Origin of the sequence: Tatumella ptyseos (genome assembly GCF_030552895.1) — a bacterium.
GTDB classification, from domain to species: domain Bacteria; phylum Pseudomonadota; class Gammaproteobacteria; order Enterobacterales; family Enterobacteriaceae; genus Rosenbergiella; species Rosenbergiella ptyseos_A.
Map to the genome: position 1 here is coordinate 888,442 of NZ_CP130649.1, position 18,965 is coordinate 907,406.

17 protein-coding genes are annotated in these 18,965 nt (G+C 47.3%); 10 read left to right on the forward strand and 7 right to left on the reverse strand.

The window, feature by feature from the left end; translation table 11 throughout:
• The first annotated feature begins 1 nt into the window (after window position 1).
• Window positions 2–286, forward strand: coding sequence for a pyrimidine/purine nucleoside phosphorylase (ppnP, locus tag QJR74_RS04260; protein ID WP_304373368.1), 285 nt, complete (start codon window positions 2–4; stop codon window positions 284–286).
• Between the two features lie 43 nt (window positions 287–329).
• Here ppnP and rdgC read toward each other — a convergent pair whose 3' ends face one another.
• The 3 genes from rdgC to sbcD form a co-directional block, all read right to left on the reverse strand.
• Window positions 330–1,241: a recombination-associated protein RdgC gene (gene rdgC / locus QJR74_RS04265; protein WP_304373369.1), complete on the reverse strand. Its 912-nt coding sequence runs from the start codon at window positions 1,239–1,241 to the stop codon at window positions 330–332.
• 77 nt (window positions 1,242–1,318) lie between these two features.
• Window positions 1,319–4,993: an AAA family ATPase gene (locus QJR74_RS04270; protein WP_304373370.1), complete on the reverse strand. Its 3,675-nt coding sequence runs from the start codon at window positions 4,991–4,993 to the stop codon at window positions 1,319–1,321.
• Window positions 4,994–4,996: 3 nt separating this feature from the next.
• Entirely contained in the window at window positions 4,997–6,217 is a 1,221-nt protein-coding gene (sbcD, locus tag QJR74_RS04275; RefSeq protein ID WP_304373371.1) for an exonuclease subunit SbcD, read from the reverse strand.
• Window positions 6,218–6,404: 187 nt separating this feature from the next.
• Here sbcD and phoB point away from each other — a divergent pair, with 187 nt between their 5' ends.
• The 4 genes from phoB to proY all read left to right on the forward strand — a co-directional run bounded on the left by phoB (window position 6,405) and on the right by proY (window position 11,594).
• Window positions 6,405–7,094, forward strand: a complete 690-nt coding sequence (phoB, locus tag QJR74_RS04280; protein WP_304373372.1) for a phosphate regulon transcriptional regulator PhoB — start codon at window positions 6,405–6,407, stop codon at window positions 7,092–7,094.
• Window positions 7,095–7,105: 11 nt separating this feature from the next.
• Window positions 7,106–8,398, forward strand: coding sequence for a phosphate regulon sensor histidine kinase PhoR (gene phoR / locus QJR74_RS04285; protein WP_304373373.1), 1,293 nt, complete (start codon window positions 7,106–7,108; stop codon window positions 8,396–8,398).
• Window positions 8,399–8,854: 456 nt separating this feature from the next.
• Window positions 8,855–10,177, forward strand: coding sequence for a branched-chain amino acid transport system II carrier protein (brnQ, locus tag QJR74_RS04290; RefSeq protein WP_304373374.1), 1,323 nt, complete (start codon window positions 8,855–8,857; stop codon window positions 10,175–10,177).
• Between the two features lie 64 nt (window positions 10,178–10,241).
• On the forward strand, window positions 10,242–11,594 hold the full coding sequence (proY, locus tag QJR74_RS04295; protein ID WP_304373375.1) for a proline-specific permease ProY: 1,353 nt from the start codon (window positions 10,242–10,244) through the stop codon (window positions 11,592–11,594).
• 42 nt (window positions 11,595–11,636) lie between these two features.
• Here the strand turns inward: proY and lysM are convergent, their stop codons facing one another.
• Window positions 11,637–12,074: a peptidoglycan-binding protein LysM gene (gene lysM / locus QJR74_RS04300; RefSeq protein ID WP_304373376.1), complete on the reverse strand. Its 438-nt coding sequence runs from the start codon at window positions 12,072–12,074 to the stop codon at window positions 11,637–11,639.
• Window positions 12,075–12,249: 175 nt separating this feature from the next.
• Here lysM and nrdR point away from each other — a divergent pair, with 175 nt between their 5' ends.
• The 5 genes from nrdR to thiL all read left to right on the forward strand — a co-directional run bounded on the left by nrdR (window position 12,250) and on the right by thiL (window position 15,842).
• Window positions 12,250–12,702: a transcriptional regulator NrdR gene (gene nrdR / locus QJR74_RS04305; protein WP_092675629.1), complete on the forward strand. Its 453-nt coding sequence runs from the start codon at window positions 12,250–12,252 to the stop codon at window positions 12,700–12,702.
• Complete coding sequence (gene ribD / locus QJR74_RS04310) at window positions 12,702–13,820, forward strand: bifunctional diaminohydroxyphosphoribosylaminopyrimidine deaminase/5-amino-6-(5-phosphoribosylamino)uracil reductase RibD (RefSeq protein WP_304373377.1); 1,119 nt, start codon at window positions 12,702–12,704, stop codon at window positions 13,818–13,820. The genes nrdR and ribD overlap by 1 nt, the downstream gene beginning before the upstream one ends.
• A gap of 78 nt (window positions 13,821–13,898) precedes the next feature.
• Window positions 13,899–14,369: a 6,7-dimethyl-8-ribityllumazine synthase gene (gene ribH, locus QJR74_RS04315; protein WP_304373378.1), complete on the forward strand. Its 471-nt coding sequence runs from the start codon at window positions 13,899–13,901 to the stop codon at window positions 14,367–14,369.
• 16 nt (window positions 14,370–14,385) lie between these two features.
• The gene (gene nusB, locus QJR74_RS04320) at window positions 14,386–14,805 is read left to right on the forward strand and encodes a transcription antitermination factor NusB (protein ID WP_048911678.1); all 420 of its coding nucleotides are present in this window, start codon (window positions 14,386–14,388) and stop codon (window positions 14,803–14,805) included.
• A 62-nt stretch (window positions 14,806–14,867) separates the two neighbouring features.
• The gene (gene thiL / locus QJR74_RS04325) at window positions 14,868–15,842 is read left to right on the forward strand and encodes a thiamine-phosphate kinase (protein ID WP_304373379.1); all 975 of its coding nucleotides are present in this window, start codon (window positions 14,868–14,870) and stop codon (window positions 15,840–15,842) included.
• Window positions 15,843–15,867: 25 nt separating this feature from the next.
• Here thiL and dxs read toward each other — a convergent pair whose 3' ends face one another.
• The 3 genes from dxs to xseB are packed head-to-tail and all read right to left on the reverse strand — an operon-like array spanning window position 15,868 to window position 18,894.
• The gene (dxs, locus tag QJR74_RS04330) at window positions 15,868–17,733 is read right to left on the reverse strand and encodes a 1-deoxy-D-xylulose-5-phosphate synthase (protein ID WP_304373380.1); all 1,866 of its coding nucleotides are present in this window, start codon (window positions 17,731–17,733) and stop codon (window positions 15,868–15,870) included.
• 19 nt (window positions 17,734–17,752) lie between these two features.
• Window positions 17,753–18,652, reverse strand: coding sequence for a (2E,6E)-farnesyl diphosphate synthase (ispA, locus tag QJR74_RS04335; RefSeq protein WP_304373381.1), 900 nt, complete (start codon window positions 18,650–18,652; stop codon window positions 17,753–17,755).
• A gap of 2 nt (window positions 18,653–18,654) precedes the next feature.
• The gene (gene xseB, locus QJR74_RS04340) at window positions 18,655–18,894 is read right to left on the reverse strand and encodes an exodeoxyribonuclease VII small subunit (RefSeq protein WP_304373382.1); all 240 of its coding nucleotides are present in this window, start codon (window positions 18,892–18,894) and stop codon (window positions 18,655–18,657) included.
• Window positions 18,895–18,965: the final 71 nt, after the last annotated feature.

Here is an 18,965-nt window from a genome sequence, read left to right on the forward strand (position 1 = left end):
TATGCTTAAAGCGAACGAGTATTTTGAAGGTAAAGTTAGATCGATTGGATTTGCCAATAGCCTTGCAGGCGAAGCCAGCGTGGGAGTGATGGAGACGGGTGAATACACCTTCGGCACAGCTAAAGCGGAGGAGATGACGGTCATCAGTGGTGCACTAAAAGTACTATTACCGGGAGAAACCGAGTGGCAGTGGTTTGAAGCGGGTACGGCGTTTAATGTTCCCGCACACAGCGAGTTTCACTTACAAGTGGCAGAGCCTTCGGCTTACCTTTGTCGCTATCTGTAAAGAAAAAATAGGCTGCCAACTTAAGGCAGCCTACTGTGAGGGATTAGTGTTCGGCCTCACCACCAAGACTTTCGGTCAATGAATCGATAAACTCCGCCAATTCGCCGGTCATTAGCACGAAATCAGCATCAAATCGTAGGTCAGCCTCTTCGCGGCTAATATCATCATTTTGCTCACGCAGTGTATCGCTAAACTTAATACGTTTGATTGACGCGTCTTCATTGAGCAAACATTGCATACGCTCTTGCCAATCAATGCCCAGTTTGGTCACGCGTTTTCCCGACTCTATATGATGGGCAATCTCGTCACACACTAACTCCTGTTTCTTACAGCGAATCACGCCACCTTCTTCTAAGGTCGCTTTTAATTCAGCCTCGTCCAGCAAAGTAAATCCAGCACTTGGCGTGCCAGAGCGTACCCACTCAGTAAGCGTAATCTCTATTGGAGTCTGAAGGGTAAGCGGTACAACTGGCAAAGAACCTAGGCTTTTACGTAATAAGGCCAACACATCTTCAGCTTTTTTAGCGCTACCACTATCTACGATAACGCGCTGATGTTGAACATCAATCCAAATCCATGTCTGGCTGTAGCGACTGAATGCACGGGGTAATAGGCTATGGATAACCTCATCTTTCAGAGAGTCTTTTTCTGCTTTCTTTAAACGGCGTTGTTGCTCCGTTTCGAGTTTCAACACTTTGGCCTCAAGCGCTTGCTTGATCACTGTGGCCGGTAGCATTTTCTCTTCTTTACGTGCACAGAGCAGAAGCTGACCTTGGCTAGCATGGACTAAGGTTTTTCCTTGTGGACCAAGGGGAGAAACCCAGCCCATAGCCAGTTTATCTTGGCTTGTGCATGGTGTGAACTGACTAGACGCTAATTGCGTTTCAATCTCTTCAGCAACTAGAGGGATCTCTCGGGTTAATCGGTAGACCATCATATTTTTAAACCACAACATTTTCTTTCCTCTGTTTGCTTTTGGCTGCGCGTATCATACTGAAATTACTTGGCGGTTTCAGCCACTATAGCATGGGCTTATTGGGTGATAGCCAAGGATGAAAAGCCTAAGCCATTCACCTTTTTAACGTTAATCTGGATCGGAATACGTTCTTTCATGGCCTCTACATGACTAATCACGCCAATCATTTTCCCCGAGGCATTAAGACTATCCAGCGCATCTAGCGCGGTATCCAAGGTGGCGGGGTCAAGCGTACCAAAGCCTTCATCTAAGAACAGCGAGTCGATATGATTTTTTTCACTCATTAAGTCCGATAGGGCTAGAGCCAGTGCAAGGCTGACTAAGAAGCTCTCCCCTCCTGAAAGGGTTTTAGTATCACGACACTCGTCAGCTTGCCATTGATCCACCACTTGTAATTCGAGTAAGTCTCGTTCGGTTCGTTGTAAACGATAACGGCCATGCAAGCGTTCCAACTGCTGATTGGCGAGCCACACGAGGTGTTCAAGCGTGAGACCTTGAGCGAAGCGTCGGAATTTATCACCGCTGGCGGAACCAATTAGCTCGTTAAGGTGATCCCAAGTCGCTAAATGAACTTGTCGTTCAGTGATCATCGCGATGAGGGAGGATTGCTGCTGAGTGAGTGTCTCGTCGGCTTGAAGCTGCTGAGCCACCTCACCTTGCTGAACTAATACCTGCTGATAACGCTCTTGTTGCTGGTGGCGTTGCGCGGACAGTATCTCGCCAGTCTCTTGCGCGAGAGGAGGAGGGGTTTGGTTGTGTTGCACTACCGCTTGTTCAGCTTGCTGCAGTCGCGTTTTAGCGCGGTCAATCTGCTGTTCAGCTTGTTCGATTTTATGCTGGTAGTCCTTAACGACCGATTCCGGCAGGATAGCCGCCATAAACTGTTGTTGGTCGGCGAAGCGTGACGCCTGTAAGGCTTCTACGAACTGTTGCTCAGTATGTTGACGCTGAGTCATCAGACTCTCGAGTTGCGTGATAAGCTGGCGCATCTCGCCATGAGTCTGTTGTTGTTGGTCCTTACAGCTTTGCCAGCGCTGCCGATGTTGCTGTTCATCAAGCCGATATTGCGCAGCACGTTCTTCGAGTGCTTGGCGTAATGCGCCGACTGACTGATCACCGACCAATGCCTGACGCTCTGTTCGGCATTGTTGGTAAGCCGACTGACCTGCAAGCAGCTGTTGCTCACGGTGGTGGATTTCCATTTCACGCTGAGTCTGTTCGCGCTGTAGGGATGCCAGCCGTTCTGTCAAAGTATGCAGGTCTGTTTCACAAGCGAGGCGTTCTTTCTGGTGTTCTTGATAGGTTCGCCAAATTTGTTGGTACTCGGTTAAGATCTCAGTCAGTTGTGCGATCGGTAGCGGCGGTAATTGATACTGTGCCAAATGTTGTAAGAGACTCTCCAACTTCTGTTGGAAATCTTCCTGTGCGCTGTGAGCCTGCTGCGTTAGCGTATCGAGTTGTTCCTGTTCTGACCGAGAGTGCTGGTCGGTTAACGCTGCAGCTTGCTGTTGCTGCTGTAGGTTTTGTTGATGTTGATAAAGTGTTTTCTCGAGTTGATTGCGCTGTGCGTGACGACGCTGTTGCTGTTCCAGAGCCTGCTGGTAACGCTGCTGAGAATCCTGCTGTTGGGCATAAGCCTGCTCTAGTTCTTCACGGTTCTCAATACTCAAAGGAATGCCATGTTGTGCGGTTTCCTGTTGCCATGTTGAGCGTAGGGCGATAATACGCTCCTCCCCTTGAGCAAGTAGCTGACGTTGATGCTGTGCCTCACGCTGACTATTGTGGCAGTCAGCCTCCAAGCGGGTAAGCACTTGCTTAATCCTGTCGACCGCTTCTCGCTGCTCATCACGGGCAGAAAAATGGTTGGAGGTAGGAACATTATCCGCGCTTTCTTGGTGACCTGGATGCGAAGTTGAACCACACACCGCACAAGGCTCGCCTTCTTGCAAACTTTCGCGCAGACGTTGTAAATCTGCAACCTGTTGCTCTAAAACACAGAGTTTCTCTAAAGCGTTGAGGTGCGCGGTTTCGGTTTCCAGCTGCCGTGTATGCTGGTTATGCTGCTGTTGCAAAGTGCTCAGCTGTTGTTCGCTATGAGTAAGCGCTTGTTGCGCCTGCTGAGCAGCGGATGTCTGCGTTTGCCACTGTTCAGAATAGCGTAATAATTGTTGATAGCAGGGCGTTAATTGTCCCTGTTGTTGGTGCCATTGCGTTAGGGCCTCGAAAGCCGACGTTTCCTCTTGTGCCAGGGGATGGTGTAGAAATGCAGTTAAGGCCGATTCGCTCGCGTTAACCAGGTGTAGCGCGTCATCAATCCGTTGCTGTTGGCCTGACCGTTCACGGCTTAGCGAATGCAGTGTGCTTTTTCGCTGTTCAATTTGTTTTATCATGGCTTGATGGGCGTTTTTCTCTCGCAACAGCTGCTCGGCTGTACGCTGCCAGCCACCCAGTTCCGGCCCCCAATCACTGAGCGTCGGATAGCGGTTTTGCCAATCCTTTATCACGCCTATACGTTGCTGCAGAGTTTCCGCTTGTTGCGTTATTAAGCCCAACTGCTGCCCTATCTCCTGATAGGTCAGTTGCAAGGGACGTTGATGCTGTTCGAGTTCGAGCTGTTGCTGAGCTAACTGTTTAATCCGTTCATCAAGGGGGATGATCTGTTCCACCAGTAATTGCTGTTGCTGCTGATGGTAGCCTTGGAATTGTTGTTCCGTTTGAACGCTATTTTGCCAGGCTTGATAGTGGGTCAATAATTGCTGTTCTTCTTGTTCCATCTGTTGTTGTAACGATGCTTGTTGCGTACGTGTCACCGTTAAGCTATGGGTAGATTGCTCCAAGGCTTGCCAAAAGGGTAATAGTTGCGCTGCAGGTTGGTAGGCGGCAAGTTGGTCTCGTAGCGGGACGACGGCCTCTGCTTGCTGTTGCGTCGTGATTAACGCCTGCTGGCTATCAGTGGCGTGTTGAAGAAGCTGTTGATGATAGTGTTGCCAATTCAGTGCATGGTGTAGCTGTTCAATGTGTTGATGTAAGGCATCACGTTCTTGTGCTAAATCTTTACGTTGTTGAAACAACGCGTCACGCTGCGAATCGTTAAGTAGCGTAACGCCAGAGAGCTTGGCCTGCAGTTGATCGAGCTCGATCTTATAGTGCTTATGCCGCTCATAAACCTGCTGTGACAGACGCCCATAGATATCCGTCCCTGTCAGTTCTTCAAGTAATTCAGCCCGTTCGGAGACGGGAGCGTTGAGGAAGGCGGCAAACTGCCCTTGAGATAGCATCATTGAACGAGTGAAACGCTGGAAATTGAGGCCAGATAAGGTTTCGATTGTCTTTAGTTTATCCGACACTTTATCCGCGACAATTTTATTATCGGCGCAGCGAGCCAGCTCTACTTTTGGGGGTTGTAACTTACCACGATGATCGTTTCTTGCTCGATTTTGACTCCAAAAGGCTCGCCAAACTTCCCCTTTAATCTCAAACTCAACTTCTGCTAAACAATCGCTGGTTCCACGGGTCATAAGCTGATTTTGTGTAGGGGAAATAGCCCCTAAACGAGGCGTCTGATGATAAAGCGCTAAGCATATTGCATCCAGTAACGTGGTTTTGCCTGCACCGGTTTCCCCAGTAATAGCAAATAATCCATTGTCGCTAAAAGGCGGTAAGGTAAAGTCGATAAACCATTCCCCGCGCAGGGAATTTAAATTTTTAAGGCGTAACGTTAATATTTTCATGATTTATCCCTGTTCCTCATTTAACTGGGCTGAGACTTCTCGGAACAGTTGTAGCATGCTGTGATATTGCGCCTCGTCCAACGGCTCTTGGGCTAAACGTCGGCGAAAAACTTCTTCTGGCGTAAGTTCATTCAAGGTTTCTTTCATTTTTATATTAACCGCTAGCGAGGACTGAAGTCGTTTACGCCGCAGTAAGAGAATTTCCACGGCGAGGCCCTCTGCCATTTTTTCTACCCGTTGTTGCAAATCGCTGAGATATTCCTCGTGGTGGATCTCGATATCAAGCCAGATTTTCTGCCCAGATATCGGCGCTTCTAAAGCTGCTAGCTGATCAGCAAGCTCACTTAAGCTTCCTTTCAAGCTGCGCATCGGTTGAAAACAGGGAATATCGACAGTTTGCCACTGTAATGGCTGGTCAGCTGTTAGGGTGATTAGGGTGATACTCTTTGACGAGCCGAGTTCGTCAAAACTCAACGGAATCGGTGAACCCGAATAGCGAATCGGTTTCTCGCCGCTAACATTTTGCGGGCGGTGGATATGGCCTAACGCAATATAATCCGCAGGCGGAAAGGCATTTGCAGGGAAGGCTTCCAAAGAACCAATGTAGATATCGCGAACAGAATCGCTCTTCGTCACGCCGAGTGCAGTAAGGTGCCCGGTTGCAATGATAGGTAGGCTTTCAAGCTGATGCTGCGCCGAGTAATCACAGGCTTGCTGGAAAATATCATGATAATAGCGCGTGATAGCTTGTAACAGGTCTTGTTGTTTCTCTTTGCCTGAAAGTCCGGCTTGGCTCAGTTGAATATCACGCGGGCGTAAATAAGGAATGGCACAGAGAATTGCCGCAATATTCCCGTTTCTCTCTTTCAAAGGAAAGAGAGGTGAGCCACCTTGCTCATCCGGACCCGTAATAATATGGGTATTAAGGCAGGCAACGAGTTCTCTTGATTCATTGAGCGTAGCGACTGAATCATGGTTACCTGCTAAAAGATAGAGCTGACAGCCGGTTTCTTGCAGGGACACAATAAATTGGTTTAAGAGTTCTCGGGCATAACTTGCTGGGGTGGCTGTATCAAAAATATCACCCGCCACTATGATGGCATCAACCTCTTGGTCGATGACTAACCTCTTCAGCCAGTGAAAAAAAGCCTGATGTTCTGCTGCACGACTTCGAGCATAAAAGAACTGGCCCAAATGCCAATCTGAGGTATGAACTATTTTCATCAGGCTTCGCTTTTTAAGGTTTAAAGGCAGGAGTATAGCCTTTACAGATAAGGCAAAAAAACACCTCAGGACAAACTTGCAATCATTAAGGGAAGATGATTAGTTACTATCGTTATTCATAAAACTGTAATAAAACTGACAGATAATGGCGAGCATATCTAAGTAAGTGGTTAATTTTGGAGATAAAATGGCCAAGCGGATCTTAGTAGTAGAAGATGAAGCCCCCATTCGCGAAATGATTTGTTTTGTACTTGAACAGAATGGTTATGAGGTAATCGAAGCAGAAGACTATGATCGTGCTCTCCGACAATTAATAGAGCCTTGGCCAGATTTAATCTTGCTGGATTGGATGTTACCAGGTGGCAGTGGTATTAATTATATTCGGCATCTAAAGAAAGAAGCCTTAACCCGAGATATCCCCGTGCTCATGCTGACGGCGAAAGGGGAGGAAGAAGATCGCGTTCGTGGACTTGATGCCGGAGCCGATGATTACATGCTTAAGCCTTTTTCCCCAAAAGAGTTGATCGCACGAATCAAAGCGATTATTCGCCGGACCTCACCCATGCCTGAAGATGAGGTTATTGATATTCAAGGACTGGTTTTAGACCCGAGTTCACATCGCGTGATGGTAGGTGAAATGCCAGTTGATATGGGGCCGACAGAATACCGCCTGTTACACTTCTTTATGTCCCATCCCGAAAAAGTCTATACCCGCGAACATCTATTGAATCAGGTCTGGGGGACAAACGTCTATGTGGAAGATCGAACCGTAGATGTTCATATACGACGCTTACGTAAAGCGCTGGAAGCTTCAGGTTATGAAAAAATGATCCAAACGGTACGCGGCGCAGGTTATCGTTTTTCGATACGCTATTAAAGGATGATGCGGTGCTTGATAAATTATCACTCAAAACACTTTTGCTTGAGCTATGTCTTGTTCTTATTGTAGCCTCGGTCATCGGATTTTTTTTTCATCAACCCGCCATTGCAATAATCATTGGGCTTTTGGGGCTTCTCGGGTGGCATTTTAAGCAACTTCTACGTCTCTCGCATTGGCTTTGGATGGATCGAAGTATGACTCCACCATCGGGGCGTGGCAGTTGGGAACCGCTCTTCTATGGTCTCCTCTTGATGCAACAGCGCAACAAGCGCCGGCGCAGTGAATTACGTTCCTTAATTCAGCGGTTTCGAAGCGGAGCCGAATCACTTCCTGATGCCCTAGTCTTGGTCACGGAAGAGGGGAATATTTTTTGGTGCAACGGCTTAGCACAACACTTACTTGGATTACGCTGGCCCGAAGATAATGGTCAAAATATTCAAAACCTCTTACGTTATCCTGAATTCACGCGCTATTTGCAGCAACGGCAATTTACACATCCCTTAGTACAAAGCTTGAATAATGGTCAACAGGTAGAGTTCAGAGTGATGCCTTATAGCGATCAACAATGGTTGATTGTTGGCAGGGACGTGAGTCAAATTCATCAACTCGAAAATATGCGTCGAAATTTTTTTGCCAATGTCAGTCATGAGTTACGAACCCCACTCACTGTACTCCAAGGCTATCTGGAGATGCTTGAAGGGGGGGCAATGCCGCCGGCAAGCCAGCAAAAGGCACTTGCCTCGATGCAAGCGCAAACGCATCGTATGGCTGAATTGGTCAAACAACTTCTGACCCTTTCAAGAATCGAAGCAACCCCCGCTTATGAGATGCGCCAACATATCGATATTCCCCGACTTCTCGAGCAGGTTTATCAGGATGCCATCGCACTTAGCGATGGACGTCACCAGTTGGTTTACGACGTAGATCAAAGCTTAACGGTGCGAGGAAATGAAGAGCAATTACGTAGTGCACTCTCTAATCTCGTGTTTAACGCAATCAACCATACGCCAAGCGGAACTGAAATTACGATCCGTTGGCAGAAAATTGCCACCGGTGCTGAATTTACCGTGAGTGATAATGGACCAGGAATAGCGCCTGAACACCTCTCTCGACTGACCGAACGTTTCTATCGTGTCGATGGATCACGATCGCGGCATTCTGGAGGAAGCGGATTAGGCCTAGCGATTGTTAAACATGCCTTAAGTCATCATGGCAGTAAGTTACGAATTGAGAGTCAACCTCATCATCTAACGCTATTCAGTTTCCAGCTGACGAAATCCTATATCCTCAATGACGAGTAATGATTTTCGAGAAAATCAAACCGGCACCTCGATAAAAGGGGCGTGGGGTAGAGGCTTTTCAGTACTGAAAGTAAATTAGATTTAGTAATATTAATCGCTCGTTGAGCCATGATGAACATGAAATGGCGGAACGCTATGGAAGTCTAAAAATCTGGGGGCAGAGTCTGTTCCCAGTCTATTAGGTTAATCTGGACAAAAAACACTCATATCATTTTCTAAATGTTTCACAATAGACTTGGCATAATTACTGCTTTATCCATCTTTTTTAGAATATCCTCCTGCTTTGTACTTGCTCTGTTGCCTTTGTTTGTTATAAAAGATTTACTTATGACCTTGACGGGGCTTGTGGCTCAACGCCATCTCACTTTTTATTCCCTCTGGCGTAAGCCTTTAGAAGGGAAAGTGATCGTCAATAAACTATAACTTTTATAAACGACAGGGCGACATAGAGTATTTATGATGAAACGTTTAACGACTAGGGACATTTTAGCGCTGGGGTTTATGACCTTTGCGTTGTTTGTCGGTGCCGGTAATATTATTTTCCCTCCAATGGTCGGTATTCAATCCGGCGAACATGTGTGGGTTTCCGCTATTGGTTTCTTGATTACAGCAGTAGGTTTACCCGTTGCGACCGTTATTGCACTGGCCCGGGTCGGTGGTGGGGTGGATAGCCTCAGTACACCTGTCGGTAAAGCGGCCGGTATTGTGTTGGCAATGGTCTGCTATTTAGCGGTTGGCCCACTCTTTGCGACGCCTCGTACCGCAACAGTTTCCTTTGAAGTGGGGATTGGCCCACTAGTAGGTGAGAATTCAATGGCACTGGCTATCTACAGTGCGATCTATTTCTGCCTCGTTATCGTGATTTCACTATTCCCTGGCAAACTTCTTGATACTGTTGGTCATTTCCTGGCTCCGGTTAAAATTGTTGCGCTAGCGATTCTGGGCATTGCTGCATTAATGTGGCCAGCAGGAAATAATCTCCCTGCAACAGAAGTTTATCAGCATGCGGCATTTTCTAATGGTTTCGTGAATGGTTATCTGACCATGGACACCTTAGGGGCCTTGGTATTTGGCATTGTTATTGTGAATGCTGCGCGTTCTCGGGGTATCGAGAGTCCACAATTACTGACGCGCTATACTGTGCTAGCAGGATTAATTGCTGGTGTGGGACTGACACTGGTTTATCTATCACTGTTTAAATTAGGTTCAGACAGCGGGAGTTTAATCAGCCAAACCGCAAACGGTGCAGCAATTCTTCACGCGTATGTGCAACATACGTTCGGTGCGGGTGGCAGCCTGTTCTTGGGAGTGCTGATCTTTATTGCCTGTATGGTGACTGCAATCGGCCTAACCTGTGCCTGTGCTGAGTTCTTTGCGCAATACATCCCACTGTCCTATAAGACGTTGGTGGTGATCCTTGGTGTATTTGCCATGATTATTTCAAATCTTGGTTTAACGCATCTGATCGCTATTTCGGTACCCGTGTTAACCGCTATTTATCCGCCGTGTATCGTATTAGTCCTACTAAGCTTTACCCTTAATTGGTGGCAAGAAGCGGGTCGAATCATCAAACCTGCGATGGCAGTTAGCTTAGTATTCGGGATTATCGATGGATTAAAAGCCAGTGATTTTAGTTCAGTCGTACCAGCAAGCCTGCAACATTTACCTCTGTCCGAACAAAATTTATCATGGTTACCTCCAGTGTTAGTCGTTATTATTGTGGCGGCTATCATTGATAGAATGAAGGGCAAGGCTGTCAGCGTGAAAACCACGCAGTAAACAGTGTTGAAGTGAACAACCACGGGCTAAGGCTCGTGGTTTTTATTTGTGGAATCGGAAAATTATGCAACAAAAAAATACCCTAAAACGGGGATTGAGTATTCGGCATATCCGTTTTATGGCACTAGGTTCGGCGATAGGAACGGGCTTATTTTATGGGTCTGCGGATGCGATTCGTATGGCTGGGCCAAGTGTCCTGTTAGCCTATATTATCGGTGGACTCGTCGCGTATATTATTATGCGAGCCCTTGGCGAAATGTCGGTCAATAATCCTTCAGCCAGTTCCTTTTCACGTTATGCCAATGATTATTTGGGGCCTTGGGCGGGGTATTTGACCGGCTGGACCTACTGTTTTGAAATCTTGATCGTGGGTATTGCCGATGTCACAGCATTCGGCGTTTATATGGGAGTTTGGTTCCCAGAGGTGCCCCATTGGATTTGGGTACTGAGTGTCGTCTTTATTATTGGCGCGATTAACATGATGAGCGTCAAAACCTTCGGTGAAGTCGAGTTTTGGTTCTCCTTCTTTAAAATTGCCACCATTACGTTAATGATTATCGCTGGCTTCGGTATGATCATTTGGGGCATAGGTAATGGGGGGCAGCCAACCGGTATCTCTAATTTATGGACACATGGCGGATTTTTTGCGCATGGTTTAGTAGGGATGTTACTTTCGTTGCAAATGGTCATGTTCGCCTACGGCGGAATTGAGATTATCGGGATCACCGCCGGTGAAGCCGAAAACCCCGAAAAATCAATTCCTAAAGCGATCAACTCCGTTCCTTGGCGTATTCTTGTGTTCTATGTCGCGACACTGTTCGTGATTATGGCAATCTATCCTTGGAACCAAGTCGGTACTCAAGGCAGTCCCTTTGTTCTAACGTTCCAGCATTTAGGGATTGCCGCAGCAGCCTCGATCTTAAACTTTGTTGTCATTACCGCTTCCCTTTCTGCCATTAATAGCGATATTTTTGGAGTAGGGCGTATGCTGCACGGATTGGCAGAGCAGGGACAAGCGCCTGCGATTTTCCGAAAGGTTTCCTCACGCGGCGCCCCAGCAGTGACAGTAGTCGTCATGATGGTGGCACTATTGGTTGCGGTATTGCTCAACTATTTAATGCCGGAAAAAGTCTTTTTAGTGATCGCTTCATTAGCGACCTTTGCGACGGTGTGGGTATGGATCATGATCTTACTTTCGCAAATTGCTTCACGGATCAAAATGGGGAAAGAGGCGGCTAAATCGCTGAAATTTGCTCTGCCTGGCGGTGTTATGCTGTCCAGTATAGCCGTGATCTTTTTGGTCTTTATTATCGCGTTGATTGGCTATTTCCCTGATACTCGCTTGTCATTATATGCGGGTGCAGTTTGGGTAGTGTTACTGATGCTAGGCTATCCATTGACCCGTCGTAATCGCTAGACGGGAAAGGAGTCGCTGCCGACGGTTCGGCAGCGATTTTTTTTAAGCAGGAATACGCAGCGATTGACCTGGATAGATTTTGTCGGGATGCGACAGCATCGGCTTATTCGCTTCAAAGATTTTATTGTATTGGTTAGCGTCACCGTAAACTTGCTTGGCAATACCACTTAGCGTGTCGCCTGACTTCACGGTATAGAACTTGCTTTCAGTCCCAGTATCGTTTGTTTTCACGTTATCTTCTACGTTACTAATCCCCGCGACATTACCAATAGCGACGAGTATTTTCTCTTTCAACTCTTGGCTAATTCCATCGCCATTAACGGTTGCTTTGTCGCCATCAACATTGACTTGCACTTTGTCAGCATCAGGAATCCCGAGTTTTTTTAAGTGATCTTGAATTTTGGTTGCCGCATCGTCGTGTGAAGAGACTGAATCCCAAATTTTTTCACCCGCTTCTTTAACAAAATCAAATAAGCCCATTACCAACTCCTGTTTTAGGTTATGAAAATTGAGAATGTTTCATCGTAAAGCATAGACTATTTACTTAACAATGAGAGATATCTGGCTGTAGCGAATAAATTTAGTGCTAAACGTTTCTGTCATCAGGGGTTCGCGCTACACTAGTTGACCCTACTGCCTCAGTTTAGGAGACACCATGTATTGCCCTTTTTGTAACGCTGTCGATACCAAAGTCATTGATTCTCGTTTAGTCAGCGAAGGGTCGTCAGTGCGTCGCCGTAGGCAGTGTTTACTTTGTAGCGAACGCTTTACCACCTTCGAAATCGCTGAGTTGGTGATGCCACGTGTCATCAAAAGCGACGAGGTTCGAGAGCCTTTTGATGAAGAAAAAATGATGCGTGGGCTGATGAAAGCCTTAGAAAAACGTCCAGTCAGTGCCGATGCTTTGGATAATGCAGTGCACCGAATCAAAGCGAGATTACGTGCGACCGGGGAACGCGAGCTGCCAAGTAAGGTGGTCGGGAATTACGTCATGGATGAATTGAAGCTATTGGATAAAGTCGCTTATATCCGCTTTGCTTCAGTCTACCGCAGTTTTGAAGATGTCCGCGAGTTCGGTGAAGAAATCGCTAAGCTGGGGAGCGAGTGATGTCAGATAAAAAATTTATGCAACAGGCTTTGCAGCTTGCCGCACGGGGACGTTTCACGACAAGCCCTAATCCTAATGTCGGATGTGTGATCGTTAAGGACGGCGAAGTCGTTGGTCAAGGCTGGCATAAAAAAGCGGGTGAGGGGCATGCAGAAGTGAATGCATTGCGTGAAGCCGGGGATAAGGCCCAAGGGGCAACAGCTTATGTTACTCTCGAACCTTGCAGCCATCATGGTCGAACCCCGCCCTGTTGTGAGGCCCTCATTGAGGCAGGGATCGCTCGAGTCGTCGTGGCGATGCAAGACCCCAACCCACAAGTAGCGGGCAGAGGCTTGCATCGTTTACGCCAAGCTGGGATTGAGGTTGAATTCGGCCTATTTGCGCAAGAGGCTGAAAAATTAAATCAAGGTTTCTTGAAACGGATGCGAACAGGCTTTCCTTGGGTACAGCTGAAAATGGCTGCTTCCCTCGATGGTCGCACCGCCATGGCAAATGGCGAAAGCCAGTGGATAACCTCTGCCGCCGCACGCCAAGATGTGCAAACGTTTCGCGCTCAAGCGTCAGCTATCCTCACTACCAGTAAAACCGTCCTCGCCGATAATCCGAGTATGAATGTACGCTGGGTAGAATTAACCCCTGAAATACAAGAAGCCATTGGTAGCGAGGAAAAGCTTCGCCAACCGGTACGTGTCGTACTGGATCGCCATCGCCAAGTGAACGACGATCAGACCCTATTTATGACGACTGAATCGCCGACTTGGCGCGTGGTGACTGAGCCTGCAGCAGATGCTTCATGCTGGGATAAAAGCCTGGTGGTTCCTGAACACCAAGATAATATCGACCTTGTCGCGTTAATGATGGTTCTGGGAAAACAGGAAATTAATAGTGTATGGGTTGAAGCCGGCGCTACCCTGGCAGGGCAATTACTCCATGCTGGTGTGGTGGATGAATTAATTTTGTATATGGCTCCCACCCTAATGGGAACCGATGCTCGTGGACTTTGTGTGCTGCCGGGCCTTGAGCACCTTGCTCAAGCCTTACGATTTGAGATACTAGATATCCAACAAATTGGCCCTGATATTCGTATTATTTTACAGCCAATTTCAGTGTCTGCGTAAAAGCCTAAGCAGTTCGTCAAACATTATGCTAGAATTCGCGCCCTGTTGGGCGTCTAACTCTTAACCTGAAGGATATTTATGAAAATTATCGAAGCGCCGGTTGCTACGCCAGAAGCAAATATTGCGATTGTTATCGCTCGTTTCAACAACTTCATTAACGATAGCTTGCTTCAAGGTGCAGTCGATGCGTTAAAACGCATTGGTCAGGTCAAAGACGAAAACATTACTGTTGTGTGGGTACCGGGTGCTTATGAACTGCCACTCGCTGCACGGACGTTAACCCATACTAAAAAATACGATGCCGTCATTGCGTTAGGTACCGTAATTCGTGGTGGTACTGCACACTTTGAATTTGTGGCAGGAGAAGCCAGTTCAGGTATTGCCAATGTGGCCATGAATAGCGACATCCCAGTTTCCTTTGGGGTATTGACGACCGAAAATATCGAGCAAGCTATTGAGCGTGCTGGAACTAAAGCGGGTAACAAAGGAGCAGAAGCTGCTTTGACCGCACTTGAAATGATTAACGTATTAAAAGCGATTAACGCCTGATTCTGAGGGGATTTTTGTGAAACCTGCTGCTCGCCGCCGCGCCCGGGAGTGTGCTCTCCAAGCACTTTACTCTTGGCAATTATCGAATAACGACATTGCTGATGTTGAATATCAGTTCCTAGCTGAAAACGACGTCAAAGACGTCGATGTGCTGTACTTTCGGGAGATCCTGACAGGCGTAGCGAACAACAGTGATTACCTTGATAAGCTGATGCAACCTCATCTGAGCCGTCGCCTTGATGAGCTGGGTGAAGTTGAAAAAGCTGCATTACGTATTTCGCTCTACGAGCTCAGTAAGCGTGATGATGTCCCTTACAAAGTTGCGATTAATGAAGGGATTGAACTGGCCAAAACATTTGGCGCAGAAGATAGCCATAAGTTCGTAAATGGCGTATTGGACAAGGTTGCTCCACAAATTAGACCTCGCCGTAAATAATGCTATGAGGCCGGATATTCCGGCCTTTTTTTATGGCTCAGTAAGATGAAAAGGTAAGCGTGATGGCTGGCGGAGAATTTGAGATTATTAGTCGTTATTTCAATCGTAAAACGACTTATAGACGAGATGTAGAAACAGGGATTGGTGATGACTGCGCATTATTAAATCTTGCTGCCAATCAGACATTAGCCATTAGTGTCGATACATTAGTAGAGGGTACTCATTTTTATCATGACATTGCCCCGGACGATTTAGCCTATAAGGCGCTCGCAGTTAACTTAAGCGATTTGGCGGCAATGGGAGCCGATCCGGCTTGGCTGACCTTAGCCATTAGTCTGCCAAATATCGATCACTCATGGCTTCAAGCTTTCAGTGATGCGTTATTCGAACAACTCGATTATTACCATATGCAATTGATTGGTGGGGATACCACGCGCGGTCCACTCTCTATGACTCTTGGGATCCATGGGGTAGTTCCTGCAGGTAAGGCGTTGAAACGAAGTGGTGCGCAACATGGTGATTGGATTTTTGTTACGGGGACCTTAGGCGACAGTGCCGCGGGACTGGCCCTGCTACAAGATAAATTATCGGTGGCGACCGTTGAGCAGCGAGATTATCTTTTGAAGCGGCATCTACGTCCTACACCGCGTATCTTACAAGGTCAGGCGTTACGCGACTTAGCCTCCTCTGCGATCGACATTTCAGATGGATTGTTGTCCGACCTCGGACATATTCTGCAAGCGAGCGGCGTTGGAGCGAAAATTGAACAGGATCATCTGCCACTCTCCACAACACTTCAAGATGTCGTGTCACGGGAAGAGGCAATTGCCTTTGCTTTGAACGGTGGCGAAGACTATGAACTCTGCTTTACGGTCCCGGAAGTGAATCGAGAAGCGATCATAGTCGCCTTAGCCAATTTAGGCGTGGAAGGGCACTGTATCGGACAGGTTCTACCGGCTTCTGAAGGGATAGCCTTATTTGATAACGGTAAGAAACTTCCCTACCAACCCAAGGGGTTTGATCACTTTCTTGGATAAAAAAAGCGCCGTTAGGCGCTTTTTTTTAGGCTGACCACTGCTTGTAGCTGTTGATAATACCTTGGCTATCTAAGCCGAGCGATGTTCTCACCTCTTCCTGCGTTCCCTGTGCAATAAATTCATCGGGTAATCCCAGGTTGAGGACCGGACGCATAAGTCGATGAGCCATCAGCAGTTCGTTGACTGCGCTACCTGCACCGCCTTTAATCGCCCCTTCTTCTAAGGTGATGAAGGTAGTATGTGTCTGGGCGAGTGTCAGGACTAACTGCTCGTCGAGAGGTTTAACAAAACGCATATCGACTAAGGTTGCACCTAACTGTTCAGCTGCGACTTTGGCTTCTTCAAGCAGTGTACCGAAGTTTAAAAGCGCGACATCTTCACCTTCTCGTACAACGTATCCTTTACCAATGGGTAATGTGCTTAAGGGACGTTCTGCTAAGCCGATACCGTTTCCGCGGGGGTAACGTACGGCGCTAGGACCTTCACGGTACTGGTAACCGGTATAAAGCATTTGACGACACTCGTCTTCATTGCTTGGTGTCATGATGATGAGATCTGGCACACAGCGTAGGAAGGCGATATCAAAAGCACCTTGGTGAGTCTGTCCATCTGCACCAACAATACCGCCACGATCGATAGCGAACAACACGGGTAGCTTTTGAATAGCGACATCGTGAATCAACTGATCATAAGCGCGCTGTAGGAATGTCGAGTAGATAGCAACCACTGGGTGGTAACCCCCAATGGCTAAGCCTGCTGCAAAAGTGACGGCATGTTGTTCAGCTATCGCGACATCGAAATATTGTTGGGGATATTCACGAGAGAAGCGAACCATTCCAGACCCTTCACGCATCGCGGGCGTTACCGCCATCAGCTTTGGATCTTGCGCGGCAACTTCACATAACCAGTCGCCAAATACTTTCGAATAGGTTGGCGCAATACTTGGTTTACTAGCGGGTAATACGCCACTCGCAGGATCGAATTTCGGTACAGCATGCCAGCTAATCGGATCTTTTTCTGCTGGAGCATAGCCTTTACCTTTCTGCGTGATGATATGCAGAAATTGCGGACCTTTCAGCTGACGCATATTGGTTAACGTACTCACCAGTGTTAACACATCGTGACCATCGACTGGGCCAATATAGTTAAAGCCTAACTCTTCGAACAAGGTTCCGGGAGAGACCATCCCTTTAATGTGTTCTTCGGTACGTTTGAGCAATTCTTTGATTGGAGGGAAGTTATCAAAGGCACGCTTACCGCTTTCACGCAGCTTAGAATAGGTTCGACCTGAAAGAAGTTGAGCGACTCGGTTATTGAGCGCACCCACATTTTCAGAGATAGACATATCGTTATCATTAAGAATAACTAACATATCGGGTTTGATATCACCGGCATGGTTCATAGCTTCGAAAGCCATTCCTGCGGTGATTGCGCCATCTCCAATGATACAGGCTACCTTACGGTCTTTCTGTTCTTTCTGCGCGGCGACCGCCAAACCAAGACCCGCACTAATTGAGGTTGAGGAGTGTCCGACACTTAATACATCATGTTCACTTTCTGCCCGCCAAGGGAAAGGATGTAGTCCATCTTTTTGACGAATAGTACCGATTCGGTCACGACGACCTGTCAATATTTTATGAGGGTAGGCTTGATGGCCGACATCCCAGATCAAATGGTCGAATGGCGTTTCATAGACATAGTGTAGTGCGACAGTAAGTTCAACGACACCGAGGCCAGAGGCAAAGTGCCCACTCGATTGACTCACACTATTGAGCAAATACGCGCGTAATTCTTCGCAAAGCTGTGGCAACTTCTCTTTAGGAAGTTGGCGTAATTGCTGAACAGTTTCAGCCAAGGCCAGAGTAGGATAAAGGGTATTGTCAAAACTCATCAGAGACTCATCATAAAATTTATTTATTACGCTCAACGATATAACTCGCTAACGCCTGTAATTGCTGGGTATTAAAGCCATGCTGTTCCAGCTGAGCCAAGGCATCAATAGCCTCTTGATAAAGCTCTTGGGCTTTACTTCGCGCTTGGTCAAGCCCTAGTAGTCCAGGGTACGTACTTTTGCCGTGAGCGATATCCATTCCTTGCTGTTTACCGGTGATTTGGCTATCACCGGTAACATCCAAAATATCGTCCTGCACTTGAAAGGCAAGGCCAATTGCCTCGGCGTAACGATCGAGTACTGGAAGATGTTGCCGGCTCTTTTCCCCGGCACTTAACGCGCCGAGGCGAATGGCGGCACGAATTAGCGCACCAGTTTTATGTCGGTGGATAGTTTCAAGGGCCGATAAATCCAACGTTTTACCTTCTGCCTGTAAATCCAACGCTTGACCAAGCACCATTCCCGCAGCGCCACTGGCACGGGCTAATTCGCTCACCATCGCAAGCCGTGTTTTATCTGAAACGCCTTGCATTGGGTTATCGCTTAAAATGGTGAATGCCTGCGTCAATAATCCATCGCCCGCTAGAATTGCGGTATCTTCACCAAAAGCAATGTGACACGTCGGCTGCCCACGGCGAAGGCTATCATCATCCATAGCCGGTAAATCGTCATGAATCAGAGAGTAAGCATGAATAAATTCAATTGCCGACGCTGGCACATCTAACACTTTAGGGTCGATACCAAACATCTCTCCAGTCGCGTAGACCAGAAAAGGACGCATTCTTTTCCCCCCTAATAGTACGCCATGATGCATAGCTTTATATAAGGGAATAGACTGAAAAGTAAGATTCTCTAAACATTCTTCGAGTACACGATCAATACGGGCACGATAATGTGTTAAGGTTGTGGCGAGATCCATGGTCACTTTTCCGGTGTGAACGTTGATAAATCAGCATGCTCGTCTTGAGAGAGGAGAATCTGCACCCGTTGCTCGGCTTGCTGTAATTGCTGTTGGCCTTGGCGTGCAAGCGTTACCCCTTTTTCGAATTCATTGAGGGCATCCTCTAGCGGTAATTGACCGCTTTCTAAGCGTTGGACAATGGCTTCCAATTCGGAAAGGGATTGTTCAAAGCTGATCGTCGACGCAGGTTTTTTAGGCATATACAGTACCGGCTTGGTGGGTGAACGATAATTGGGATATATGTTAGCTGACTAGAGGGTTTTCGCAAAAT